Source organism: Phenylobacterium sp. (assembly GCF_030645195.1).
Lineage (GTDB): Bacteria > Pseudomonadota > Alphaproteobacteria > Caulobacterales > Caulobacteraceae > Phenylobacterium.
The window spans coordinates 32,604-55,194 of record NZ_JAUSLW010000073.1; the positions used below are offsets into that span (position 1 = coordinate 32,604).

Annotated in this window: 25 protein-coding genes; 15 read left to right on the forward strand and 10 right to left on the reverse strand. The window is 69.5% G+C overall.

All coding sequences use genetic code 11. The features are described from left to right. Positions 1-5: 5 nt before the first annotated feature. On the forward strand, positions 6-1,931 hold the full coding sequence (gene dxs / locus Q7T09_RS06835) for a 1-deoxy-D-xylulose-5-phosphate synthase (RefSeq protein ID WP_304698710.1): 1,926 nt from the start codon (positions 6-8) through the stop codon (positions 1,929-1,931). Here the strand turns inward: dxs and Q7T09_RS06840 are convergent. The 6 genes from Q7T09_RS06840 to flgF are packed head-to-tail and all read right to left on the reverse strand — an operon-like array spanning position 1,928 to position 6,008. Continuing rightward, complete coding sequence (locus Q7T09_RS06840) at positions 1,928-2,425, reverse strand: hypothetical protein (protein WP_304698712.1); 498 nt, start codon at positions 2,423-2,425, stop codon at positions 1,928-1,930. The genes dxs and Q7T09_RS06840 overlap by 4 nt on opposite strands. 32 nt (positions 2,426-2,457) lie before the next feature. Next, positions 2,458-2,937 carry a hypothetical protein gene (locus Q7T09_RS06845; protein ID WP_304698714.1) on the reverse strand — a complete coding sequence of 160 codons (480 nt, stop codon included), beginning with the start codon at positions 2,935-2,937 and terminating at the stop codon, positions 2,458-2,460. Between the two features lie 47 nt (positions 2,938-2,984). Continuing rightward, a complete protein-coding gene (gene flgH / locus Q7T09_RS06850; RefSeq protein WP_304698715.1) occupies positions 2,985-3,707 on the reverse strand; it encodes a flagellar basal body L-ring protein FlgH in 723 nt (240 codons plus the stop codon). A 15-nt stretch (positions 3,708-3,722) separates the two neighbouring features. After that, positions 3,723-4,463 carry a flagellar basal body P-ring formation chaperone FlgA gene (gene flgA / locus Q7T09_RS06855; RefSeq protein ID WP_304698716.1) on the reverse strand — a complete coding sequence of 247 codons (741 nt, stop codon included), beginning with the start codon at positions 4,461-4,463 and terminating at the stop codon, positions 3,723-3,725. A 4-nt stretch (positions 4,464-4,467) separates the two neighbouring features. Continuing rightward, positions 4,468-5,256 carry a flagellar basal-body rod protein FlgG gene (gene flgG, locus Q7T09_RS06860; RefSeq protein ID WP_304698719.1) on the reverse strand — a complete coding sequence of 263 codons (789 nt, stop codon included), beginning with the start codon at positions 5,254-5,256 and terminating at the stop codon, positions 4,468-4,470. A gap of 14 nt (positions 5,257-5,270) precedes the next feature. After that, a complete protein-coding gene (gene flgF / locus Q7T09_RS06865; protein ID WP_304698721.1) occupies positions 5,271-6,008 on the reverse strand; it encodes a flagellar basal-body rod protein FlgF in 738 nt (245 codons plus the stop codon). 225 nt (positions 6,009-6,233) lie between these two features. Here flgF and Q7T09_RS06870 point away from each other — a divergent pair, with 225 nt between their 5' ends. Genes Q7T09_RS06870 through Q7T09_RS06890 form a run of 5 tightly spaced genes read left to right on the forward strand, consistent with a single transcriptional unit; the run spans position 6,234 to position 12,393 of the window. Continuing rightward, entirely contained in the window at positions 6,234-6,830 is a 597-nt protein-coding gene (locus Q7T09_RS06870; RefSeq protein WP_304698723.1) for a flagellar basal body-associated FliL family protein, read from the forward strand. Between the two features lie 26 nt (positions 6,831-6,856). Continuing rightward, entirely contained in the window at positions 6,857-7,924 is a 1,068-nt protein-coding gene (fliM, locus tag Q7T09_RS06875) for a flagellar motor switch protein FliM (protein ID WP_304698724.1), read from the forward strand. Further along, positions 7,921-8,463: a DUF6468 domain-containing protein gene (locus Q7T09_RS06880; protein ID WP_304698726.1), complete on the forward strand. Its 543-nt coding sequence runs from the start codon at positions 7,921-7,923 to the stop codon at positions 8,461-8,463. Before fliM ends, Q7T09_RS06880 begins: the two co-directional genes overlap by 4 nt. Next, on the forward strand, positions 8,460-9,440 hold the full coding sequence (locus tag Q7T09_RS06885) for a MotE family protein (protein ID WP_304698728.1): 981 nt from the start codon (positions 8,460-8,462) through the stop codon (positions 9,438-9,440). Before Q7T09_RS06880 ends, Q7T09_RS06885 begins: the two co-directional genes overlap by 4 nt. A gap of 4 nt (positions 9,441-9,444) precedes the next feature. Beyond that, a complete protein-coding gene (locus tag Q7T09_RS06890; RefSeq protein ID WP_304698730.1) occupies positions 9,445-12,393 on the forward strand; it encodes an endoglucanase in 2,949 nt (982 codons plus the stop codon). On the opposite strand, the gene fliP is transcribed toward Q7T09_RS06890, so the two are convergent. Both fliP and Q7T09_RS06900 read right to left on the reverse strand, forming a co-directional pair. Further along, the gene (gene fliP, locus Q7T09_RS06895) at positions 12,394-13,191 is read right to left on the reverse strand and encodes a flagellar type III secretion system pore protein FliP (RefSeq protein WP_370689213.1); all 798 of its coding nucleotides are present in this window, start codon (positions 13,189-13,191) and stop codon (positions 12,394-12,396) included. It lies immediately after the preceding gene. Next, positions 13,191-13,460, reverse strand: coding sequence for a flagellar biosynthetic protein FliO (locus Q7T09_RS06900; protein ID WP_304698732.1), 270 nt, complete (start codon positions 13,458-13,460; stop codon positions 13,191-13,193). Before Q7T09_RS06900 ends, fliP begins: the two co-directional genes overlap by 1 nt. Before the next feature lie 107 nt (positions 13,461-13,567). Here Q7T09_RS06900 and flgB point away from each other — a divergent pair, with 107 nt between their 5' ends. From flgB to Q7T09_RS06925, 5 genes are read left to right on the forward strand one after another with little or no spacing between them, the layout of a single operon-like run. Continuing rightward, positions 13,568-13,990, forward strand: coding sequence for a flagellar basal body rod protein FlgB (gene flgB / locus Q7T09_RS06905; RefSeq protein ID WP_304698769.1), 423 nt, complete (start codon positions 13,568-13,570; stop codon positions 13,988-13,990). 10 nt (positions 13,991-14,000) lie between these two features. Further along, on the forward strand, positions 14,001-14,420 hold the full coding sequence (gene flgC / locus Q7T09_RS06910) for a flagellar basal body rod protein FlgC (protein WP_304698734.1): 420 nt from the start codon (positions 14,001-14,003) through the stop codon (positions 14,418-14,420). A gap of 11 nt (positions 14,421-14,431) precedes the next feature. Continuing rightward, complete coding sequence (locus Q7T09_RS06915) at positions 14,432-14,737, forward strand: flagellar hook-basal body complex protein FliE (RefSeq protein WP_304698736.1); 306 nt, start codon at positions 14,432-14,434, stop codon at positions 14,735-14,737. Between the two features lie 23 nt (positions 14,738-14,760). Then, positions 14,761-15,534 carry an ABC transporter ATP-binding protein gene (locus Q7T09_RS06920; protein WP_304698738.1) on the forward strand — a complete coding sequence of 258 codons (774 nt, stop codon included), beginning with the start codon at positions 14,761-14,763 and terminating at the stop codon, positions 15,532-15,534. Continuing rightward, complete coding sequence (locus Q7T09_RS06925; protein WP_304698740.1) at positions 15,531-17,069, forward strand: glycine betaine ABC transporter substrate-binding protein; 1,539 nt, start codon at positions 15,531-15,533, stop codon at positions 17,067-17,069. The genes Q7T09_RS06920 and Q7T09_RS06925 overlap by 4 nt, the downstream gene beginning before the upstream one ends. Positions 17,070-17,164: 95 nt before the next feature. Here the strand turns inward: Q7T09_RS06925 and Q7T09_RS06930 are convergent, their stop codons facing one another. Further along, the gene (locus tag Q7T09_RS06930; protein WP_304698741.1) at positions 17,165-17,560 is read right to left on the reverse strand and encodes an endonuclease domain-containing protein; all 396 of its coding nucleotides are present in this window, start codon (positions 17,558-17,560) and stop codon (positions 17,165-17,167) included. A gap of 151 nt (positions 17,561-17,711) precedes the next feature. Here Q7T09_RS06930 and fliQ point away from each other — a divergent pair, with 151 nt between their 5' ends. The 4 genes from fliQ to cckA all read left to right on the forward strand — a co-directional run bounded on the left by fliQ (position 17,712) and on the right by cckA (position 22,051). Continuing rightward, the gene (gene fliQ / locus Q7T09_RS06935) at positions 17,712-17,975 is read left to right on the forward strand and encodes a flagellar biosynthesis protein FliQ (protein WP_304698743.1); all 264 of its coding nucleotides are present in this window, start codon (positions 17,712-17,714) and stop codon (positions 17,973-17,975) included. Positions 17,976-17,985: 10 nt separating this feature from the next. Beyond that, positions 17,986-18,744: a flagellar biosynthetic protein FliR gene (gene fliR / locus Q7T09_RS06940; RefSeq protein WP_304698745.1), complete on the forward strand. Its 759-nt coding sequence runs from the start codon at positions 17,986-17,988 to the stop codon at positions 18,742-18,744. 1 nt (position 18,745) lies between these two features. After that, positions 18,746-19,852 carry a flagellar biosynthesis protein FlhB gene (flhB, locus tag Q7T09_RS06945; protein WP_304698746.1) on the forward strand — a complete coding sequence of 369 codons (1,107 nt, stop codon included), beginning with the start codon at positions 18,746-18,748 and terminating at the stop codon, positions 19,850-19,852. A gap of 132 nt (positions 19,853-19,984) precedes the next feature. Continuing rightward, complete coding sequence (gene cckA, locus Q7T09_RS06950; RefSeq protein ID WP_304698748.1) at positions 19,985-22,051, forward strand: cell cycle histidine kinase CckA; 2,067 nt, start codon at positions 19,985-19,987, stop codon at positions 22,049-22,051. Between the two features lie 126 nt (positions 22,052-22,177). Here the strand turns inward: cckA and Q7T09_RS06955 are convergent, their stop codons facing one another. After that, positions 22,178-22,471 (reverse strand): hypothetical protein, encoded by a 294-nt coding sequence (locus tag Q7T09_RS06955; protein WP_304698749.1) that lies wholly within the window; start codon positions 22,469-22,471, stop codon positions 22,178-22,180. Positions 22,472-22,591 lie beyond the last annotated feature (120 nt).

Genomic DNA, 22,591 nt, shown 5'->3' on the forward strand with positions numbered 1-22,591 from the left:
GTAACATGCCGCCACATACGCCTCTGCTCGACCAAGTCGCCTCGCCCGCCGACATGCGCGGATTCAACGCCGTCCAGCTGAAGCAGCTGGCCGACGAACTGCGGGCCGAGATGATCGACGTCGTGTCCCAGACCGGCGGGCATTTCGGGGCGGGCCTTGGAGTGGTCGAGCTGACCGTGGCCCTGCACCATGTCTATGAGACGCCCAAGGACATCCTGATCTGGGACGTCGGCCACCAGGCCTATCCGCACAAGATCCTCACTGGCCGCCGCGACCGCATCCGCACCCTGCGCCAGGGCGGCGGGCTGTCGGGCTTCACCAAGCGGACCGAGAGCGAATACGACCCCTTCGGCGCGGCCCACGCGGCCACCTCGATCTCGGCGGCTCTCGGCTTCTGCGCGGCGCGCGACGCCCACGGCAAGGACAACAGCGTCGTAGCGGTGATCGGCGATGGCTCGATGAGCGCCGGCATGGCCTATGAGGCGATGAACAACGCCTGCGAGACCACCGGCCAGCTCACCGTCATCCTCAACGACAACGACATGTCCATCGCCCCCCCCGTGGGCGGGATGAGCGCCTATATGGCTCGCCTGGTGTCGGGCGGCGGCTACCAGTCCCTGCGCCACCTGGGCAAGTCCATGGCCAAGGTGCTGCCCAAGCCGCTGCAGGAAGCCGCCCGCAAGGCCGAGGAATACGCCCGCGGCATGGTCACCGGCGGCACCTTCTTCGAGGAACTGGGCTTCTACTATGTCGGCCCCATCGACGGGCACGACCTCGACGCCCTGGTGCCGATCCTGAAGAACGCCCGCGAGATCAAGGACCGGCCGGTCCTGGTCCACGTGGTGACCCAGAAGGGCAAGGGCTACGCCCCGGCCGAGAGCGCCGACGACAAGCTGCACGCCGTGGTGAAGTTCGATGTGGTCACCGGCCAGCAGGCCAAGTCCACGGCCCCGGCGCCGCCCCAGTACACGAAGGTATTCGCCCAGGAGCTGATCAAGCACGCCGAGCGCGACCCGACCATCGTGGCGATTAACGCCGCCATGCCCTCGGGAACGGGTCTGGACCTGTTCGGCAAGCGGTTCCCCGACCGGACCTTCGACGTCGGCATCGCCGAGCAGCACGCGGTCACCTTCGCCGCGGGCCTCGCCGCCGACGGTATGAAGCCCTTCTGCGCCATCTATTCGACCTTCCTGCAGCGCGGTTACGACCAGGTGGTCCACGACGTGGCCATCCAGCGTCTTCCGGTGCGCTTCGCCATGGACCGGGCGGGCCTGGTGGGCGCCGACGGGCCGACGCACGCGGGCTCCTTCGACATCGGCTTCATGGGCGCGCTTCCGGGCATGATCCTGATGGCGCCGGCCGATGAGGCGGAACTGGCCCACGCGGTGGCCACCGCCGTGGCCATCGACGACCGCCCCTCGGCCTTTCGCTATCCGCGCGGCGAGGGCGTGGGCGTGGCGATCCCCGACCTGGCCGCGCCGCTCGAGGTCGGCAAGGGCCGGATCCTCCGCGAGGGGACCACGGTGGCCATCCTGTCGCTCGGCACCCGCCTGGCCGAGAGCCTGAAGGCCGCCGATCTGCTGGGAGCCCGCGGCTTCTCCACCACCGTGGCCGACGCTCGCTTCGCCAAGCCGCTGGATATCGACCTGCTGCTGCGCCTGGCCCGCGAGCACGAGGCCCTGATCACCGTGGAGGAGGGCGCCATGGGCGGTTTCGGCGCCTTCGTGCTGCAGGCGCTCGCCGAGCACGGCGCCCTGGACCGCGGCCTGAAGGTGCGCACGCTCGTCCTGCCCGACATCTTCCAGGATCACGACAAGCCCGAGATCATGTACGCCCAGGCCGGCCTCGACGCCGAGGGCATCGCGCGCGGCGCCCTCCACGCCATGGGCGTCGACAATGTCGCCGCGGCCGGCGCGGGACGTAGGGCCTAGCGGCAGGCGTTGAGGAAGGCCCGGACCTGCCTCAGCGGGACCGGCGGGGCGTCCTTGGTTTCATTCAAGCCCGTCAGGCTGATGACGCCGGTCTTCTTGAAGGCCGCGATCACGGGTGCGCGGGTGGCGACCTCCGCCGACAGCAGGGAGCCGCCGTTCAGGTCGTCGGCGCTGGCCTGGCCCCGCAGGGTGGCCGAGGCCGGGCCGGAGGCGACCGTGACGCTGGCGGGCCAGGGGGCCGGACGGCCGATCTTGTCCACCCAGACCTCGCCCTGCCGGTGGTCGGCGAGCCTGGCGGCGACGGCGAAGCTGGCGGTGACCTGGCCGGTCTGGCGCGGGCAGCGCAGGGCCATCGCCACATCATCGGAATTGGGAGCGCCATAGACCAGGGTCACGTCCGGCAGGGCCTTATCGGCGCCAAGGGTCCAAACGCGACCGTCCTGCGCTTGGGCGGCGGAGGCGGTTAGCAAGAGGAGGGCGAGAGCGAGCTTCATGGGGCGAAGCTAGCACCGCATTCCGACAGGCTCTAGGCGCGGCAAGACGCGAAGAAGTCGCTCACCGCGCGGCGTTCGGGGCCGCGGACCGGCAGGGGCGTCCTGTGGCCATTGGCCATGACGGCGAGATCGCCGGTGGCCTCGAAACTGACCAGGGCCGGATCGGTGACGGCAGCCTGGGCCTCCACATAGGATGCGCCCTCGCCCATGCCGGGGGTGGCGTCGGCGGCGAGCCGGCTGTTGTGGTCGCGGGAGGCGATCTGGATCGCGTCGGCGGGGGCGCCCATCGGGGCGGTCATGGACACCAGGACCCGACCCGACCGTGGCTGGCAGGTCATCATGATCAGGACGTTGTCGCTCTGGGGCTGGCCATAGGCCAGCTTGGCGCCTTCGCCTTCGCCCTCGGCGTGGTTCAGGGACCAGGCCATGCCGGGCAGACCGCTCTGGCCCTGGTGGGCGCAGGAGGCCAGCAGGCAAGAAATGCCCAGTCCGATGATCGCGCGACGTTTCATGAGCGACGCTCCCTTCGGAAAGAGGAACGCCGCCTAGGTGTTAAGGTTCAGAAGGGCGTGAAGCGCTCCACCAGCGATTGGACCGCCGGGGTCTTCTGCACGCGGCTGATGTCCCCGCGGCCGCCGTAGCTGATGCGGGCCTCGGCGATCTGGGTGTGCTTGACGGTATTGGCCGAGGAGATGTCCTCGGGCCGCACGATGCCGGCCACGGTCAGCTGGCGCAGCTCGGAATTGGTGCGCACCTCCTGGGTGCCCTGGATCACCAGGTTGCCATTGGGCAGGACGGCGGAGACCACCGCGGCGATGGTCAGCGAGATCTTCTCCGACCGGGTCACGGCGCCGGAGCCGGCGTTGGAGGATTTCGAATTGGTCTCGATCCCGCCAGCCAGGTCCGTGCCCGGGGGCAGCAGGCGGCCGAGGCTTCCGGTCAGGCCGTAGAGCGAGGGCGCGGCGGCCTTCATCCCGGCGGCGCGGCTGCTGTTGGAGGCGTTGGAGGTCTGGGCGCTGTCGTTGATGTCGATCTGGACGGTGAGGATGTCGCCCACCTTCGACGCGCGCTGGTCGATGAAGAAGGCCCGCGCGCCCGAACGCCAGAGCGAGTTGGCCGAGGCCGCCTGGCCCTGGTTGCTGGCCAGGTAGATCTGCTCCTGCTGCACGAGGGCCGAGGGGTAGCCCACCGGCGCCAGGGTCGGGCCGACCACGGCTTCCTTGACGGTGGAGCAGGCGGCAAGGGGAATGAGGGCGGCGGCGGCGAGGATGGCGATACGCATGCGGGGACGCTTTCTCTAACGCTGGGCGTACTGGGCGCGGCCCAGCGACTTGAGTTGGTCGGCGGCGGGGCCGACCACGGCCTGGCCGGGGCCGCTGGCCGTGGCCTGGATGATCTTCTTCGAGGCGGTGTTCTGGACCGCGACGGTGTCGCCGATCCCGGCGGCGGCCATGGCCTTGCCCTCCAGGGCCAGGGTCACGCCCCCGGCCTCGTAGGTGACGGTGACGGCGTCGCCGGCCTTGATGACCTGGGGGGCGGAGACGTCGCGGTTGGAGACCGCGGCGCCGGCGCGCAGCGGGCGCCGCGCGGCCATGCCGATCACCGCCTCGGCGTCGCGGGGGGCGTCGGAGGGGGCCGCGGCGGCCTTGGCCCAGACCACGTCCTGGGGCTGGACCATCTCGCCGGCCGACAGGCTGCGGGCGTAGGTGAGGATCTCGACATTGCCGCGGGCGGAGGGCGCGTTGACGCCGCCGTCGGACCCGGCGCGGACGACGATGCGGCGGATGCCCTCGGCGTTGGCCCAGTCCAGGCCGGCGCGGCGGGCGGCCGACTGCACGGCGCCGGCGTCGAGCACGGCCGAGGCGCCCGGCCGCGAGGCCACGGCGATCTTGCCGGCCGCGCCCGCCCCGTCGAACAGGTCGGCCAGGGTGATGACGCCGTCGGCGTCGAAGGTGTCGGATCTCAGGGTCACGGCCTGGCCCGCCAGGGCCGGGGCGGCGGCGAGCGCGATGGCGCAGGCCAGGATCAGGGTGCGCATGAACCTAGCCCTTCAGCTGGTTGGCGGCTTGCAGCATCTGGTCGGCCGAGGAGATGACCTTGGAGTTCATCTCGTAGGCCCGCTGGGCGACGATCAGGGAGGTGATCTCGGTCACCGCGTCGACGTTGGAGGCCTCGGTATAGCCCTGCAGCAGGGAGCCGAAGCCGGTGGAGCCGGGGGCGCCGGTGGTGGCGGGGCCCGAGGCGCCGCTCTCCATGAACAGGTTGTCGCCGATGGCCTCAAGGCCCGACTCATTGATGAAGGTCGCCAGTTCCAGGCTGCCGATCACCTCGGGCGAGGTGGCCCCGGCCTTGGTGACCTGGACCTGGCCGGCCTTGGAGATGATGACGTCGGTGGCGTCCGAGGGGATCGTGATGGAGGGCTGGAGCTGGTAGCCGTCCTCGGTGACGAGCTGGCCCTGGTCGTTGACCGACAGGTTGCCGGCGCGGGTGTAGGCGGTCTCGCCCGAGGGCTTGAGCACCTGCAGGTAGCCGCGGCCGTCGATGGCCACATCGTAACGGTTGCCGGTGGCGGTCATCGAGCCCTGCTCGGTGATGCGGTAGACCGATCCGGCCTTCACGCCGCCGCCGATCTGGACCCCGGTGGGAACGATGGTCCCCTGGTCCGAGGACTGGGCGCCGGCGCGCTCCAGGGTGTTGTAGAGCAGGTCCTGGAACTCGGCCCGTTGGCGCTTGAAGCCGACGGTGTTCATGTTGGCGATGTTGTTGGAGATGACCTCGACGTTGAGCTGCTGGGCAGCCATGCCGGTCGCGGCGGTGCGAAGTGCTTGCATCTCTTAGACTTCCCTTACTGGACGCGACCCATCCGCTCGATCGAGCGGCGGGACAGGTCGGCGTTGGAATCCATCATCTTGGCCATCGACTCGTAGGCTCGGGTGACTTCCATCATCCGGGTGATCTCAAGGACCGTGTTGACGTTCGAGCTCTCCAGCATGCCCTGGTGGACGCGGGCGTCCGGGGCGGCCTGGGGCTGCTGATTGGAGGTGTTGCGGTAGAGGTTGTCGCCGGCCTTCTCGAGCACCGACAGGGTGTCGAAGCGGGCCACGGCCACCTTGCCGATGCGCTCGGAGCCTTGGCTGACCGTGCCGTCGGTGGCGATGGTGACGCCACCCTTCTGGGGGTCGATGGCGATCTCGCCGCCGCCCTCGTCGAGCACAGGCTGGCCGGCCTGGGTGGTGAGGCGGCCAGTGTCGTCCATCCGGAAGCGGCCGTCGCGGGTGTAGCGTTCGCCGTCGGGGGTGGTGATCTTGAAGAAGCCCTGGCCCTCGATGCCGAGATCGAAGGGGGCGTCGGTCTTGCGCAGGGCGCCGCCGGTGAAGTCGCGGGCGACGCCGGAATCCAGCACGAACTTGACCGGCTTGGGGCCGCCTTGGGTCACGGCCGGGGCGCGGGCGGCGGTCTCGAGCATCAGGCTCTCGACCTTGAAGCCGGTGGTGTCGGCGTTGGCGATGTTGTTGGCCACGATGTCGAGTTCGCGGCGCAGCGTCATCTGCCTCGACAATCCGACATAGAGGGCGTTGTCCATCGAAGGCGCTCGAACCTTTAACCTGCGACACTTTCGTCGAAGTCAGGACTGCAAGCTTCGGGCCAGTCTTAAACATCAGCAAAATCAATAAATAAGAAGGTTAACGCGGACCTTCCGGCCAATTCTGCCGGGCAGGCTTGGACTGCCCCTTCGCGCCCCGAAAAAACCAGTCCTTAACCATGTCGGCCCCATGCACAGGGGGTAAGATTCTAAGGAGCCGCGCGCGTGGCCAAGGACAAGGTCAAGGAAGCCCCCGAGGGCGAAGCCGCCGCCGAGGGCGAGGAGGGCGCGCCTGCGGGCAAGAAGAAGCTGCCCATGAAGATGATCATCATCGCTGGCGTCGCCGCGGTGCTGGTCCTGGGCGGCGGCGGAACCGCGGCCTTCATCTTCCTCAAGCCCAAGCCCGACGAGGCCCATGCCAAGGCCGACGAGCACGGCAAGGAGAAGAAGAAGGAAAAGAAGGGCGAGAAGGGCAAGGAAGAGAAGACCATCGGCACCATCGCCGAGGGTCCGGACGGCGTCCTTTTCTACACCATGCCAAACGTGGTGGTGAACATGCAGACTGCCGACGGCCGGGCCACCTTCCTGAAGCTGAAGCTCACCCTGGAGGTCCCCGACCAGGAGACCGTGGACCTGCTGGAGCCGAACATGCCCAGGCTGCAGGACATGTTCCAGACCTTCCTGCGCGAGCTGCGCCCGGAAGACCTGCAGGGCAGCCAGGGGTCCTACCAGCTGCGCATGGAGATCCTGCGCCGGGTGAACCTCGTGATCGCCCCGTCAAAAGTAAATGCGGTCCTCATTGAGGAGATGTTGATCAACTAGGGCCTATCCCTGGTTGGCGTGCTCCCATGGACGATGAACTCGAAAACCCCAACGCCGCCGAGGGCGAGAACTGGTCGGACGCAGAGGCGTCCGGCGAGAGCCTGATCGGGTCTGAGCGTATCCTCAACCAGGACGAGATCGACAGCCTGCTGGGCTTCGATCTGTCCGACGAGGAGGCGGCCGAGCGTTCGGGCATCCGCGCCATCATCAACTCCGCGCTCGTCTCGTACGAACGCCTGCCGATGCTGGAAATCGTCTTCGACCGCCTGGTGCGGTACATGACGACCTCCCTGCGCAACTTCACCTCCGACAATGTCGAGGTCAGCCTCGACAACATCTCCTCGATCCGGTTCGGCGACTATCTGAACTCGATCCCGCTGCCGGCCATCCTGTCGGTGTTCAAGGCCGAGGAGCTGGAGAACTACGGTCTGCTGACCGTCGACTCCAACCTGATCTATTCCATCGTCGACGTGCTGCTGGGCGGTCGCCGCGGCACCGCGGCGATGCGCATCGAGGGCCGCCCCTACACCACCATCGAACGCGTGCTGGTGCAGCGGATGGTCGAGGTGGTGCTGGCCGACGCCAAGCTGGCCTTCGAGCCCCTGACCCCGGTGACCTTCACCCTCGACCGCCTGGAGACCAATCCGCGCTTCGCCGCCATCGCCCGGCCGCCGAACGCCGCGATCCTGGTGAAGCTGCGGGTGGACATGGAGGACCGCGGCGGCCGCATCGAGCTGCTGCTGCCCTACGCCACCCTGGAGCCTATCCGGAAGATGCTGCTGCAGCAGTTCATGGGCGAGAAGTTCGGCCGCGACAACATCTGGGAAGGCCACCTGGCCACCGAGCTCTGGACCACCCAGATGGAGGTCCGCGCCGTCCTCGACGAGCAGCAGATCAGCCTCAAGGAGGTCCTGAACCTCGAGGTCGGCCAGACCATCATGCTGAACGCCACCCCCGACAGCCTCATCGAGCTGCGGGCCGGAACCATCCCCCTGACGCGGGGCCGCATGGGCCGCCGCAACCACCATATCGCCGTCCGTGTGGAGGCCCCCCTGACGCCCCACGCCCGGCGCGCCATCCAGAGGTTGAAATGAGCCTGATCGCCATTGGGATGAACCTCATGCTGGCGGGCCTGCTGGTCGCCGCCTTGATGATGGGTTTCCGGCTGAATATCCGCCTCAAGCACCTGCGCGACAGCCATGACGGCTTCGCCCGGGCCGTCGCCGAGCTGGACGTCGCCGCCGCCCGCGCCGAGCAGGGGCTGGCCGATCTTCGCGCCGCCACCGACGAGGCCGCCGACGCCCTGGCCGACCGCATCGAGAAGGCCCGGGCCCTGACCGGCAAGCTCGACCGCCAGCTGCAGGGCGCGCCGCAGACCGCGGCGCACAGCTCGCCCCGCGCCGCCCGCGTCGCCTTCCGCCAAGAAGAGGCCGAGGTCGACGAGGCCGACGTCGAGCGCGTCACCCATCGCCTGGGCGCCCTGCTGTCGGCGGCCCGCGAGCCCCGCGTGCGGCCCGAGCCCGAGCGGTTCGTGCGGCCCGACATCGCCCCGACGCGCCAGCGTCCCCGTTTCGAAGACGACCTGTTCGATGGCCCCGCCGAGCGCGTGGCCATGGGTGGAGCCCGCCGATGAAGAACATACCCCGCATCCTGCCCCTGGTGGGCATCGCCGCCGCCGGGGTCCTGGCGGTCAACGCCATGGCCGGCGCCCGCTCGCTGCCCGACATGATCTCCGGCGCCAAGGCCTTCGCCGAGGAGGCCGCCAAGCCGCTCAAGGGCGCCAGGGGCGAAAAGGCCACCGAGGAGAAGGCGGCCGAGGGCAAGGCCGGCTCCGAGGGCGCGGCCGTCGGTTCGGTCCTGGACGCCTCGACCCTGGCGCCCGCCGCGCCCCGGGCCCCGGCGGTCTGCGCCCCGACGGCGGCGGAACTGGCCAAGGAGGCGGGCCTCTCGCCCGCCGAACTGCAGATTCTGCAAAGCCTGGGCTCCCGCCGAGGCCAGCTTGATCAGCGCGAGCAGGACATCGACGTCCAGCTGGCCCTGCTGGCCGCCGCCGAGGCCAAGCTCGACGCCAAGGTCAAGACCCTGACCGGGCTGAAGGGCGACGTGCAGTCGCTGCTGAGCCAGGCCGACGGCAAGGAGCAGGCCGAGGTCGACCGCCTGGTGAAGGTGTTCGAGGGCATGAAGGCCAAGGACGCCGCCCCGCGCATGGTGCTGCTGGACGACTCCGTGCGCCTGCCCATCGCCGGCAAGATGAAGGAACGCGCCCTGTCGGCCATCATCGCGGCCATGCCCCCGGCCGAGGCCAAGCGCCTGACCGAGAGCCTGTCGCGCCGCTTCGCCGACGCCCGCAAGGTGGCGGCCTCCGCCGACGCGGCCGCCACCAACGCTGCGGCCTCCACCCCCTCGGCGCAGCAGCTGGCCGCGGCCGATCCCACCGCCGAGAAGGCCGCTTCGCCGGCCGCCAAGCCCAAGGCCCGCAAGGCCGCGCCCAAGAAGGTCGCCGCCCGCAAGCCCGCCGCCAAGGCCGCCCCGGTCAAGCAGGCCGCCGCGGCCCCTGACGCCGCCCAGCCCGCAGCCCCCGCGGCGGCGGCTCCGCCGAAGGCCGGCTAGTTCCTTGAGCCTGCGCCGGACCCTTCACTCCAGCGTCGCGGCGATCTGCATCGCCGGCGTGATCGCGCCTGCGGGCGTGGCCGCGACGACGCCCGTGCAGGTCGCGCCCCGCGGCCCGCTGGACGTGCATGTGGCCCAGGCCAGGGACTTTTCGCGGATCGAGCTGCACTGGGCCGGCGGCGCGCGGGCCATCACCAAGCGCGACGGCCAGGTCCTGACCCTGAAGTTCAACCGGGACGCCAATCCCGACATCGCCCGCCTGCGGATCGATCCGCCCCGGTGGCTGAAGACCGCCGAGGCCCGCCACTCCGGCGGCGGGCTGGAACTGGTCCTGACGCTCGCCGACGACGCCGAGGCCAAGGTCGGGAACGCCGACGGCGCCACCTATATCAACCTCTTCGAGCGGCCGCCGCCGCCCGAGCCGGAGATCGCCGAGACCGCGCCGCCCTTGACTGAACCGGAGCCGGTGCGGCCCAACCCGATCCCGGCCGGCGGGGTCGTCCAGATGGAGGCCAAGCTGGCCAATGGCCAGGTGCTGTTGAGCTTCCCCTGGGCCAATCCCAACGGAGCTGCGGTGTTCCGGCGCGGCGACGCCATCTGGGTGGTCTTCGACGCCCCTGCCGACCTTGACGTCTCCAAGGCCCCTCGGGGCCTTCGCCAGTTCTCGAAGGTGCAGAGCTTCAAGGGCGCCGACTATTCGGCGGTGCGGATCGCCGCGCCCAAGGGCACGCCCTTCTTCGCCTCGGCCGTCGGGCCGGTCTGGACCGTGGCCATCGGTCCCGGCGCCCAGAGCCAGAGCAGCCAGGTCCGCATCGTCCGCGACGACGTCGGCGGTCCCGCCGCCTTGAAGGCCGTGGTCGCGGGCGCCACCCGGACGGTGAGGGTCGACGACCCCATCGTCGGCGACGCCCTGTCGGTGGTCACCGCGCTTGGCCCCTCCAAGGGTGTGCCGAGCCGGCGCGAATACGTCCAGATGGCGGTCCTGCCCTCGGCCCAGGGCCTGGCTCTGGAATCCTATGTCGAGGACCTGTCCCTCTCCCACAACGGCGACCTCGTGCAGATCGGGCGTCCGGCCGGCCTGACCCTTTCGCCCGCCTCGGCCGGGGTGGAGCGGGCCGAGGCCGAGCTGGGGGCCCCGCAGCCGGCGGGCATGCCGGCCCTGATCGACTACGCCAACTGGCCCAAGACCGGCCATGGCGGCTTCCTCGCCCGCTACAACGGCCTGCTCAACGCCTCCATGGAGGAGGCCGCCAAGGGCCGCGACGCTCCGGTCGCCGCGCGCATGGCGCTCGCCCGCTTCCTGGTGGGCTCGGAACTCTCCTTCGAAGCCATCGGGGTGCTGAACGACAGCGCGCGCAGCCATCAGGAACTGCTGGAGGACCCCGAATTCCGCGGTCTGCGCGGCATCGCCCGGGTGATGGCGCGCCGGTACAAGGAGGCCGAGGCTGACTTCTCCGCTCCGATCCTGGCCGACGACCCCTCCGCGGCTCTGTGGCGTTCCTATATCGCCGCCCAGTTGGCCCAGTGGCCCGAGGCCCGCAGCCAGTTCGCCGCCGGAGCCGAGGCCTTCAATCAGTTCTCCCCCGTCTGGAAGGCGCGCTTCGCCCGCGCCGACGCCCAGGCGGCCCTGGCGCTCGGCGACATCGACGGCGCCGACGCCCGCATCAAGCTAGCCTTGATGGATCGGACCGCGCCCCTGGAGGAGCTGGCGACCCGGTTAATTCAGGCCAAGGTGGTGGAGGCCCAGGGCCACCCAGACCGCGCCCTGCGCATCTACGCCGCGCTTGCCGGCGCCCCGGTGGAATCGATCTCGGCCCCGGCCCTGCTGCGGGCCACCCAGATCCGTCTCACCGCGGGCAAGATCACCCCGGTCCAGGCCGCCGACGTCTTCGACGGCCTGCGCTATCGCTGGCGCGGCGACTCCACGGAGCTGGAGACCATCCGGGCGCTGGGCCAGCTTTACCTGAACCAGGGCCGTTATCGCGAGGCGCTGGAGGCGCTGCGGTCGGCGGGTCAGCGCCTGCCCGACCTGCCCGAGGCCCTGCAGCTGCAGAGCGACCTGGCGACGGCCTTCCGCAGCCTGTTCCTGGACGGCGCGGCCGACGGGCTGGAGCCGATCCAGGCGCTCGCCCTGTTCTTCGACTTCAAGGAACTGACGCCCCTGGGCGCCGACGGCGACCTGATGGTGCGCCGCCTGGTCCGCCGGCTGGTGGACGTCGACCTGCTGGACCAGGCCGCCGACCTGCTGAAATACCAGGCCGACAACCGCCTGGACGGCGTGCCGCGGGCCCAGGTGGCCACCGACCTGGCGGTCATCTACCTGATGGACCGCAAGCCCGAGCAGGCGCTGGGCGCTATCAACGCGTCCCGCACCACGGTCCTGCCCACCGCCCTCAACACCGAGCGGCGGCTGGTGGAGGCCCGGGCCCTGATGAATCTCGGCCGGCTCGACGCGGCCCTGGAGGTCATGGAGCGGGACACCTCCAAAGAGGGCGCGGATCTGCGCGCCGAGGTGGTCTGGAAGAAGAAGGACTGGGCCGGCGCCGGAATTCTGTTCGAGAAGTCGCTCGGCGACCGCTGGAAGGGCCCTGGGCCCCTGGCCAGCGAGGAAGAGGGCAAGCTGCTGCGCGCCGGGGTCGCCTACAGCCTGGCCGGCGAGGACATGGCGCTCACCCGCCTGCGCGAACGCTACCAGGGCTTCGCCGAGCAGGCGCGCAACCCCGACGCGCTGCGGGTGGCCCTGTCTGGCGTCCAGGATGGCCGGCTCAGCGTCGCCGACTTCGGCCGCATCACCGCCGACAACGAGGCCTTCGCCGGCTGGGTGACCAAGATGAAGGTGAAGTTCCGTGACCGCCCGGCCCCGGTGGGTCTGCGCACCGCGGCGACGCCGATCGCCCCCCGCTCCGCCCAGGCGGCGCCCGCGGCGCCCGCGGCGGCGGCGAAGAAGGGCTGATCAGCCCGCGCCGGCCCCGCGCTGGAAGCTTTCCACCAGACTGCCCGCCACCAGCCGCCAGCCGTCCACCAGGACGAAGAAGATCAGCTTGAAGGGCAGGGACACCACCACCGGCGGCAGCATCATCATACCCATGCTCATCAGCACGCTGGCCACCACCAGGTCGATGACCAGGAATGGGACGAAGAGCAGGAAGCCGATTTCGAAGGCGCGCTTCAGCTCCGAGATCATGAAGGCCGGCGTGACCACCCGGATGGGAATCTCCTGCACGGTCTTGGGCCGCTCGATCTTGGACAGGCGCACGAAGAGGGCCAGGTCTTCGCGGTCCACCTGGGCCAGCATGAAGCTCTTCAGGGGGTCGCTTGCGGCCTCGAAGGCCTGGGGCAGTTCGATCTGCTGGTCCAGCAGGGGCTTGATCCCCTCGTCATAGGACCGCTGCACGGTCGGGCCCATGACGATGGCCGAGAGGAACAGGGCCAGGCTGATGATCACCGCGTTGGGCGGGCTCTGCTGCAGGCCGAGCGCCGTGCGCAACAGGGACAGGACCACCACGATCCGCACAAAGGAGGTGGTCATGATGACGATGGAGGGTGCGAGCGACAGGACCGTCAGCAGGCCCATCAGCTGGACCACGCGTTCGGTGAGGCCGGCGCCGGTGCCGAGATTGATGTTCACCGCCTGGGCCAGGGCCGTGGCGGGCACGACCAGGCTGGCCAGGGTGGCCAGCGCGGCCAGCAGGAAGGCCTTGCGCCAGTCCTCGGCGCGCAGCTGGGTGACGGACTTGAACATTCCGGCCATCAGGCGCGGCCCTTCTTCACGGAGGGCAGGACCTGGCCCTCCCCCAGCAGCAGCAGACGTTCCTCGCCGTCGCAGGACACCAGGACCAGGCGCCGCGCGGGATCCAGCACCAGGCTCTCCACCACTGCCAGGCGGCGTTCCTTGCGGGTGGGGGTGAAGCGCGCCAGCGCCTCCGGCCCGAACCGTCGCAGGGCGACGGCGGCCAGGCCCACGAGCCCCAGGGTCACGGCCAGGGCGAACACGGCCCGGGCGAAGATGGCGAAGTCCATCGCGATGAGACGATTAAGGAGACGGCCGGCCGAAAGCGCCGGTCAGGGCCAGGAGTGCCGCAAGGGTCTTAAGGAGCGATTAACCCTATTTATTCACCATGTTCGGCATGGATATCGGCGACATCCCCCTGTTCTCTATGCTGCGCAGCCGGCTCGGTTATCTGTCGGAACGGCAGAAGCTGATCGCCCAGAACGTCGCCAACTCCGAGACCCCGGGCTTCTCGCCGAAGGACCTGAAGCCCTACGACTTCGCCGCCCAGATGAAGCTGGCCACCAGCGGGGCCGGGCTGCAGGCCGTGACCCAGCCGGGTCATATGACGCCGCCCAGCCAGCGGGCCGGCGGCGTCGCGCGCAGCTTCAAGGCCCAGACCGTCAAGGACTCCGAGACCACCCTCGACGGCAATTCGGTCGTGCTGGAGGAGGAGATGCTGAAGATGTCCGACGCCCGGATGAGCTACGACGCGGCCATCGGCTTCTACCAGAAATCCCTGAACCTGCTGCGGATGGCCGCGCGGGCGCCGGGCCGCTAGGACGGATTAGATGCCCGAGATCAAGCCCGTCAGCGGCGCCGCCCAGGCCATCGCCACCTCGGCCCTGCGCGCCCAGCAGGCGCGGATGCGGATCATCGCCGAGAACCTGGCCAACGCCAATTCCACCTCCAAGACCGCCGGCGGCGACCCCTACCGGCGGCAGGCGCCGGTGCTCACCGCGGTGAAGATCGACGGCGCCATGGGGGTCCGCATGACCCGCGTCGCCCAGGACATGAGCGACTTCAAGACCGAGTACGAGCCCGGCCATCCCTCGGCCGACGCCAAGGGCTATGTGAAGACCCCCAATGTCGACCCGCTGATCGAGGCCCTCGACATGAAGGAGGCCCAGCGGGCCTACGAAGCCAACCTCAACGTGATCGAGACGGCGCGCGCCATGGAGACGCGCACCCTCGATCTGCTGAAGCGATAGGAAACTAGGCCATGATGACCGCGCTCGCCGCCGCCAAGGCCTATGCCTCCACCCAAGGGATCGGGGGCTCCAAGCCCATCGGGGGGGCCGCCGAGGGCGGGCTCGACTTCGGGGCCATGGTGAAGTCGGCCATGACCGACGCCATGCAGGCCTCCAAGCACGCGGAAAACCAGATCAAGGCCAATGTGGCCGGCAAGGCCGAGCTGATCGACGTGGTCACCTCGATCTCGGCCGCCGAGGCCAGCCTGGAGACGGTGATGGCCGTCCGCGACCAGGTGATCAGCGCCTATCAAGAAATCATGCGTATGCCGATCTGAGCTTCGTTCGCTAAGGTCCGGGCATGGCCCCGACCGCGATCGAACTTTCGTCCATCGAGAAACGCTACGGCGCCCACGCGGCCCTGGCCGGCGTCAGCCTCGCCATCGCGCCGGGCGAGTTCGTGGCCCTGGTGGGGCCCTCGGGCTCGGGCAAGACCACTCTGCTGAAGACGATCAACGGCTTGGTGACCCCGGGCGCCGGGACCGTGCGAGTGATGGGGGAGGACGCGGGCGCGGTCCCCGTCCACCTCCTGCGCCGGCGGATCGGCTACGTCTTCCAGGAGATCGGGCTATTCCCGCACCTGACCGTTGCCGAGAATATCGCCATCACCCCCAAGCTGCTGGGCTGGACCCAGGAGCGGATCGCCGCCCGCGTCTCCAACCTGCTGCGCCTGGTGGACCTGCCGGCCGAGATGGGAGCCCGGCTGCCGGCCGCCCTATCCGGCGGTCAGAGGCAGAGGGTGGGGGTGGCGCGCGCCCTGGCGGCCGAGCCGAAGATCATGCTGATGGATGAACCCTTCGGGGCTCTGGATCCGGTGACGCGCGATCAGCTCGGGACAGACTATCGCGCCCTGCATGACCAGCTTTCGCTCACTACGGTGATGGTCACCCATGACATGAGCGAGGCCGTTCTGCTGGCCGACCGCATCGTGGTGCTGAAGGCCGGCGTCATCGTCGCCGACGGCGGTCCGACCGAACTCAGCCGGCAGAGCCAGGATCCGGATGTGCGCGCCCTGCTGGACGCGCCCAAGCGGCAGGCCCAGCGCCTGGCCGAGCGTCTGGGAGGCGCGGCGTGAGTCCCCAGCTCGCGGCCGCCTGGGCCCTGCTGCCGGAATACCTCGCCTGGCACGTCATGCTGAGCGCCAGCGCGCTCGCGCTCGGCCTGGTCATCAGCCTGCCGCTGGCGGTCGCCGCCAGCCGCAGCCCGCGTCTGCGCTGGCCGGTCCTGGCCTTCGCGGGGCTGATCCAGACCATTCCCAGCCTGGCCCTGCTGGCCCTCTTCTATCCCCTGCTGCTGGCCATTTCCGCCTTGAGTCTGTCGCTGACCGGTCATGGTTTCTCGGCCCTGGGCTTCCTGCCCTCCCTGCTGGCGCTCACCCTCTATTCGATGCTGCCGATCCTGCGGACGGCCACCACCGGCATCCTCGGCGTCGACCGGGCGGTCCGTGAGGCCGCCGACGGGGTGGGGATGACCGCCCGCCAGAAGCTGTTCCAGGTGGAACTGCCCCTGGCCATGCCGGTGATCATGGCTGGGGTCCGCACCGCCGCGGTCTGGACCATCGGGGCGGCGACGCTTTCGACCCCGGTCGGCCAGACCAGCCTGGGCAACTACATCTTCGCCGGCCTGCAGACCGAGAACTGGGTCGGCGTCCTGTTCGGTTGCGCGGCCTCGGCGGCCCTGGCCATGACCGCCGATCAGCTGCTGGGCCTGATCGAGACCGGCGCGGCGCGGCGCGACCGGCGGCTGATGATCGCAGGCGCCGCGGGCCTGGCGGTGGGGGTCGTCATCGCCATCCTGCCCCTGGCGAGCTTCGGCAAGCCCGGCAGCTATGTGGTGGGCGCCAAGAACTTCTCCGAGCAGTACATCCTGGCCGAGCTGATGGCCGACCGGCTGGAGCGGGCCGGCGCCAGCGTTAGCCGCAAGGAGGACCTGGGCTCGGCGGTGGCCTATCGGGCGCTGGCCGCCGGGGAGCTGGATGTCTATGTCGACTATACCGGCACCCTTTGGACCAACGTGCTGAACCGGCAGGACAATCCCGGGCGCCAGGCGGTGCTGGAAGGCCTCACCACCGAACTCAAGACGAGGGACGGGGTGACCGTCCTGGGGTCCCTGGGCTTCGAGAACGCCTACGCCTTCGCCATGAAGGCCGACCGGGCCAGGGCGCTGGGCATCGTCAGCCTGGCCGACCTGGCCCGCGAGGCGCCGAAGCTGACGCTGGGGACCGACATCGAGTTCCTCTCGCGGCCGGAATGGAAGGCGGTGGACGCCGCCTATGGCTTCCATTTCAGGGCCCAGCGGTCCTTCCAGCCGACCTTCATGTACCGGGCGCTCTCGGGCGGCGAGGCCGACGTGATCTCGGCCTTCTCCTCGGACGGGCGGATCGCCGCCGACAGGCTGGTGGTGCTCACCGATCCCAAGGGCGCCCTGCCGCCCTATGACGCGGTGATCCTGGTCTCGCCGAGGCGGGCCTCCGACCAGCGGCTGATCGCCACGCTCAAGCCCCTGGTGGGCTCGATCCCCGTCGGCGCCATGCAGGCGGCCAACTACAGCGTCGACCGCGACACCGCCAAGGCCAGCCCCGCCGAGGCGGCGAGGGGGTTGGCGAAGTGATGGCGGAGAGGCCCCAGCCCCCTCCGTCACGCGCATATCTGCGCGCGCCACCTCCCCCGAACCGCGCTGCGCGCTGGGGGAGGAACTAGAGCGTTTCAATTCCTCCCCCAGGCCGAAGGCCGGTTCGGGGGAGGTGGATCTGAGCGTAGCTCGGAGACGGAGGGGGTTGGGGCGCCGGCCGCCGCCAGGACCATCGCGATGGCTCCGTCTATGTCTTCGAGAACGAACTGAGCGCTGATCCGCAGCGTCCGCACGCCGCGGGCCGCCAGCCAAGCGTCCCGACGCTCATCACGATGCGGCCGGTCTCCGGCGCTGTGACTCGTCCCGTCGACCTCGACGCACAGGCTCGCCGAGGCGCAGAAGAAGTCGAGGACATAAGGGCCCATCGGGTGCTGTTTGCGGACGTGAAGCGCGCCGTACTTGCCGCCCTTCAGCGCGCGCCACAGCAAGCCTTCCGGCAAGGAGAGGCGGCGTCGGAGCATCCTGGCCATCTTCCGGGTCTCAGGCGCGGCGTGCATGCGGCGATTTTGCCAGAACGCGTCGCGAGAACAAATAGGAAACACTCGCTTTCTAGTAGCCCTTCGTTAACCATGTCTGCGCCACATGGAGGAGTCTTCAATTCCCCCTTTCGAGAGGCCCTTCATGAACGGCGCCGAGGTTCTGGACGTCGGGCGGGACGCCATCTGGCTGACTCTGCAGCTCTGCGCGCCGGTGCTGATCGTGGGCCTGGTGGTGGGGGTGGGCATCGGCCTGATGCAGGCCTTGACCCAGATCCAGGAGGCCACCCTGGTCTATGCGCCGAAGATCGTGGCCATCTTCGTGTCGTTGTTGATCTTCCTGCCGCTGATGGGCGCCCTGATGAGCAGCTTCATGCGCCACATCGCCGCCCGCATCGCGGCGATGTGAGGACGGCCCGGTGGAATCCTACGCCACCGCCCAGCAGGTCTATGTCGCCGGCCTGATCTTCTCGCGGCTGTCGTCCCTGGTCATGCTGATGCCCGGGATCGGCGACACCACCGTGCCGCCCCGCATCCGCCTGGCCTTCGCCTTCGTCATGAGCCTGATGCTGATGCCGGTGGTGGCGCCGCACCTGCCGCCGGTGCCGAACGCGGTGGGCGGCATGGTCACCGGCATCCTCAAGGAGGTGCTGATCGGCCTGATGATCGGCTCGATCCTGCGCATCTTCCTGATGTCGCTGGCCACGGCCGGCGAGATCATCTCCATCCAGACCACCCTGTCCTTCGCCCAGACCGCCGCGCCGGGCGTGGCGCCGGGCTCCTCGACGGTGAGCACCTTCCTGGGCCTGATCGGCCTGGTGCTGATCATGGTGACGGACCTGCACCACCTGTTCCTGGCCGCCATCGTGAAGTCCTACACCTTGTTCCCCTTCACCCGGGACCTGCCGGTGGCCGACTCCGCGACGCTGGCGGTGCAGACCGTGGCCGGCTGCTTCAAGCTCGGCGTGCAGCTCTCCGCGCCGGTCCTGGTCTTCTCCCTGGTGTTCAACATCGCCACCGGCCTGGTGGGCCGGGTGATGCCGCAGTTCCAGGTGTTCTTCGTGGCCTCGCCCCTGATGGTGCTGTTCGGCCTCTCGATCGTGGCGCTCAGCCTGGGTGTCATCGGCACCGTCTGGATGAGCCGCTACCGCGAACTGCTCATGATCTTCGGAGGCTGAGATGGCCGACGACACAGATCCCGAGTCAAAAACAGAAGAACCGTCAGCCCAGAAACTGGGCAAGGCCCGCGAGAAGGGCGACGTCGCCAAGACCGCCGACCTGCCGACGCTCGCCGCCTTCGCCGCGGCCGCCAGCGTCATCGCCGTGGCCGGGGGCTGGATGTCGCGGGACCTGGCCAACGCCCTGACGCCCTTCATCGCCCACCCCCAGTCCATCAGCCTGGAGGGCGGGGGCGGGCAGGGGGTGCTGCGCCACGTCATGGGGGCGGCCGCGCCGCTGATCCTGGGGGTGATGGGCGCCGCGGCCCTGGCCGGGATCGCCGGCAATGTCATCCAGACCGGCCTGATGTTCAGCCCCGACAAGCTGAAGATGGACTTCAAGAAGGTCTCGCCGGTGGGCGGCCTGAAGCGGATGTTCGGCGTCGACGCCCTGATGCAGTTCATCAAGTCCCTGGTGAAGATCGCCCTGGTGGCGTGGATCGGCTACCTGGTGGTCAAGCCGCACATGGCCGAGCTGTCCAACCTGGCGGCCATGGACGCGATGTCGATCCTGCCCTTCGCGGTGGACATCATCCGCCGGCTCACCTTTTCCATCGCCGGCTTCCTGCTGCTGATCGCCGGGCTGGACTGGTTCTGGCAGAAGCAGCGCTTCACCAAGCGCATGCGGATGAGCAAGGAAGAGCTGAAGGAAGAATACAAGCAGACCGAGGGCGACCCCCACGTCAAAGGCAAGCAGAAGCAATTGCGCATGATGCGCGCGCGCTCGCGCATGATGCAGAACGTGCCCAAGGCCACGGTGGTGGTGATGAACCCGACCCACTACGCCGTGGCGCTGAGGTACGAGGACGGGGCGGAGTCCGCCCCCCAGTGCGTCGCCAAGGGCGCGGACGCCGTCGCGCTTCGCATCCGCAAGGTGGCCGAGGACGCCGGCGTGCCGGTGATCGTCGACCCGCCGCTGGCCCGCTCACTCTACGCCTCGGTGGAGATCGAGGACTTCATCCCCCAGAAGCACTACGAGGCCGTGGCCAAGATCATCGGCTTCATCATGCAGAGCGAGCAGAAGCAGAAGCCGAAGATGGCGCCGATGCGCGCCCGGGTCGGCGGATGATCCGACCCCGGCCGGCCGCCCGCCGCCAAGCCATCCCCATTCACCGTAAAGCCGCGTAATCTCTGGGCTTCATGTATGCTGAACACCGATTCGCCGGGCCAACCCGTTCAGGGCGCCCGCCTGGGACACCCCATGGCTGAGCCGACCGCAAAACGCCGGTTTGATCCGCTGACCGCCGCGGCGGTGGTGTTCTTCCTCATGGCCGTCGCCTTCGCCGCCGCCCCGGCCATCAACGCCGGACCCGCGACCCTGGCCGGCCTGATGCTGCTGATCGGCCTGTCGGGCGTGGCTTGCCTGGGCCTGTTCGCCCTGCGTGGCTCGGTGGAGGCCGCCGCCGAGAGCGAGCCCGGCGCCGACAAGCTGATCGAGGCCCTGTCCGAACCCGCCGCCATCGCCGCCGCCGACGGCCGCATCCACGCCGCCAACGGCGCCTGGAAGACTGTTCTCGGCATGGCCCCGCGCCTGCCCAAGGGCGGCCCCTCCGCCGCCAGCCTGTTCTCGGCCCTGACCTCGGCCCGCCGCGGCCTGACCGCCCAGGCCTCGATCCGCGCCAACGGGGCCGAGCACAACGCCACCATCTCGCCGCTGGGCGCGCGCCGCTACCTGGTGCGGCTGGCCGCCGGCCCCGCCGAGCCGCTCGCCCTGCCGTCGGCCGCCCTGGAGGTGCTCACCGCCTTCTCCGCGGCCGTGCCGCCGCCGCCCAAGGTGCTGGACGCCTTCGCCGCGGCCTCGCCCTTCGGGGCGGCCCTGCTGGAGGGGGAAGACCCTCTGGAGGCCACCATCATCGAGGCCAACCCGACGCTCGCCGCCGCGCCGGGCTATGGCGGGGTGGGCTCGGTGTTCGGCGACCTGATCGAGACCGCCAGCCGCGCCGACGCCGCCCAGAAGTTGAAGGACGGCGCCGCCGGCGCCGGGGCCCTGGAAGTGCGCCTGGCCAAGGACCCCACCAAGATCGCCCACCTGTACCTCTCCAAGGGCTCCGGCCGTTGGGTGGCCTATCTGGTGGACGTCTCCGAGCAGAAGCAGATCGAGCTGCAGCTGGCCCAGAGCCAGAAGATGCAGGCCATCGGCCAGCTGGCCGGGGGCGTGGCCCACGACTTCAACAACCTGCTCACCGCCATCTTCATGCAGCTCGACGTGCTGTCGACGCGCCACCCGGTGGGGGACCCCTCCTATGAGGGCCTGAGCGAGATCCGCTCCACCTCCACCCGGGCCGCCGATCTGGTGCGCAAGCTGCTGGCCTTCTCCCGCAAGCAGACCGTCCAGCGCGAGATCCTCGACCTGGGCGAGCTGATCAGCGAGTTCGAGGTGCTGCTGCGCCGGGTGCTGCAGGAGGACGTGCGGCTGGAGACCGAGTACGGCCGCAACCTGCCCCACGTGCGCGCCGACCGCGGCCAACTGGAGACCGCGGTGATGAACCTGGCGGTCAACGCCCGTGACGCCACCCGCATGAACGGTGGCTCCTGCGTCACCATCCGCACCGCCCGGGTCACCGAGGCCGAGGCCCATGCCCTGGGCTATCCCTCCGCCCAGGGGGAGCAGGCCCTGATCGAGGTCTCCGACGACGGCCCCGGCATCGCGCCCGACGTGGTCGACAAGATCTTCGACCCCTTCTTCACCACCAAGCCGGTGGGCGAGGGGACGGGCCTGGGCCTGGCCACGGTCTATGGCATCGTCAAACAGTCCGACGGCTGGATCAGCGTCGACTCCCGCCCCGGCGAGGGCGCGGCCTTCCGCATCTTCCTGCCGGTCCATGCGGCCCCCGCTGTTCTGGACAAGCCGCTGGTCCCCAAGGCCACTCGACCCGCGGCGCGGGACCTCTCCGGCGCCGGGCGCATCCTGTTCGTCGAGGACGAGGACGCCGTGCGCGGCGTCGCCGCCAAGCTGCTGCGCGCCCGTGGCTACGAGGTGATCGAGGCGGCGTCGGGCGAGGAAGCCCTGGACCTGGCCGAACAGCACGCCGGGACCATCGACCTGATGATCTCCGACGTGGTCATGCCCGGCATGCAGGGCCCCGACCTGCTGAAACAGGCCCGCATCTACCTGGCCGGCGCGCCGGTGATGTTTATCTCCGGCTATGCCGAGGCCGAGTTCTCCAACCTGCTGGAAGGCGAGACCAACGTCTCCTTCCTGCCCAAGCCCATCGACATCAAGACCCTGGCCGAGCGCGTGAAGCAGGAGCTTCAGAAGGCGGCTTAGGCTTCTCCCTCCCCTTCATGGGGAGGGTGGACGGCGGAACGCCGGACGGGTGGGGGAGCCTGCCGATACTCCCCACCCTGATCGCTTCGCGATCTGCCCCTCCCCATAAAGGGGAGGGAGGAAGAGCTAGATCTTCAGCTCGAAGTATCCGGTGGCGCTGCCGGGCGTGTAGCCGACCATGGTGATGCGGTATTCCTTGCCGTCGGCCAGGCGCAGGTGGCCGTCGCAGGCCTTGAAGGCGTTGTCGGCGATCTCCTGCGTGGTCATGAAGGAGCCGCGCAGGGAGGCGCCGCCCTGGCGCAGGCCGGCCAGGGATCCGATGATCTCGTAGGCCACGTTCCCCTTGAAGCCCGCATAGGACAGGACGCCTTCCCCCGTGGTGGTGGGCGGGGTGCGACCGTTCTTCATCGTGTATGCCATGGCCCATGAACGGCTGAGCTGGCGTTTCGATCCGCGAAACAGTCGCAAGTATTCCGCAGGATTTATTACGCGCGGGCTTGTATAAGCCGCCGCGTGGCGCCATTAGCCGCGCCCCCCGGC

Excerpts from the sequence above, each read along its gene's own strand:
- dxs (WP_304698710.1), top strand. The coding sequence starts at position 6 with ATGCCGCCACATACGCCTCTGCTCGACCAAGTCGCCTCGCCCGCCGAC.
- Q7T09_RS06840 (WP_304698712.1), bottom strand. The coding sequence starts at position 2,425 with ATGAAGCTCGCTCTCGCCCTCCTCTTGCTAACCGCCTCCGCCGCCCAA.
- Q7T09_RS06845 (WP_304698714.1), bottom strand. The coding sequence starts at position 2,937 with ATGAAACGTCGCGCGATCATCGGACTGGGCATTTCTTGCCTGCTGGCC.
- flgH (WP_304698715.1), bottom strand. The coding sequence starts at position 3,707 with ATGCGTATCGCCATCCTCGCCGCCGCCGCCCTCATTCCCCTTGCCGCC.
- flgA (WP_304698716.1), bottom strand. The coding sequence starts at position 4,463 with ATGCGCACCCTGATCCTGGCCTGCGCCATCGCGCTCGCCGCCGCCCCG.
- flgG (WP_304698719.1), bottom strand. The coding sequence starts at position 5,256 with ATGCAAGCACTTCGCACCGCCGCGACCGGCATGGCTGCCCAGCAGCTC.
- flgF (WP_304698721.1), bottom strand. The coding sequence starts at position 6,008 with ATGGACAACGCCCTCTATGTCGGATTGTCGAGGCAGATGACGCTGCGC.
- fliM (WP_304698724.1), top strand. The coding sequence starts at position 6,857 with ATGGACGATGAACTCGAAAACCCCAACGCCGCCGAGGGCGAGAACTGG.
- Q7T09_RS06880 (WP_304698726.1), top strand. The coding sequence starts at position 7,921 with ATGAGCCTGATCGCCATTGGGATGAACCTCATGCTGGCGGGCCTGCTG.
- Q7T09_RS06885 (WP_304698728.1), top strand. The coding sequence starts at position 8,460 with ATGAAGAACATACCCCGCATCCTGCCCCTGGTGGGCATCGCCGCCGCC.
- fliP (WP_370689213.1), bottom strand. The coding sequence starts at position 13,191 with ATGGCCGGAATGTTCAAGTCCGTCACCCAGCTGCGCGCCGAGGACTGG.
- Q7T09_RS06900 (WP_304698732.1), bottom strand. The coding sequence starts at position 13,460 with ATGGACTTCGCCATCTTCGCCCGGGCCGTGTTCGCCCTGGCCGTGACC.
- flgB (WP_304698769.1), top strand. The coding sequence starts at position 13,568 with ATGGATATCGGCGACATCCCCCTGTTCTCTATGCTGCGCAGCCGGCTC.
- flgC (WP_304698734.1), top strand. The coding sequence starts at position 14,001 with ATGCCCGAGATCAAGCCCGTCAGCGGCGCCGCCCAGGCCATCGCCACC.
- Q7T09_RS06915 (WP_304698736.1), top strand. The coding sequence starts at position 14,432 with ATGATGACCGCGCTCGCCGCCGCCAAGGCCTATGCCTCCACCCAAGGG.
- Q7T09_RS06920 (WP_304698738.1), top strand. The coding sequence starts at position 14,761 with ATGGCCCCGACCGCGATCGAACTTTCGTCCATCGAGAAACGCTACGGC.
- Q7T09_RS06930 (WP_304698741.1), bottom strand. The coding sequence starts at position 17,560 with ATGGCCAGGATGCTCCGACGCCGCCTCTCCTTGCCGGAAGGCTTGCTG.
- fliQ (WP_304698743.1), top strand. The coding sequence starts at position 17,712 with ATGAACGGCGCCGAGGTTCTGGACGTCGGGCGGGACGCCATCTGGCTG.
- flhB (WP_304698746.1), top strand. The coding sequence starts at position 18,746 with ATGGCCGACGACACAGATCCCGAGTCAAAAACAGAAGAACCGTCAGCC.
- cckA (WP_304698748.1), top strand. The coding sequence starts at position 19,985 with ATGGCTGAGCCGACCGCAAAACGCCGGTTTGATCCGCTGACCGCCGCG.
- Q7T09_RS06955 (WP_304698749.1), bottom strand. The coding sequence starts at position 22,471 with ATGGCATACACGATGAAGAACGGTCGCACCCCGCCCACCACCACGGGG.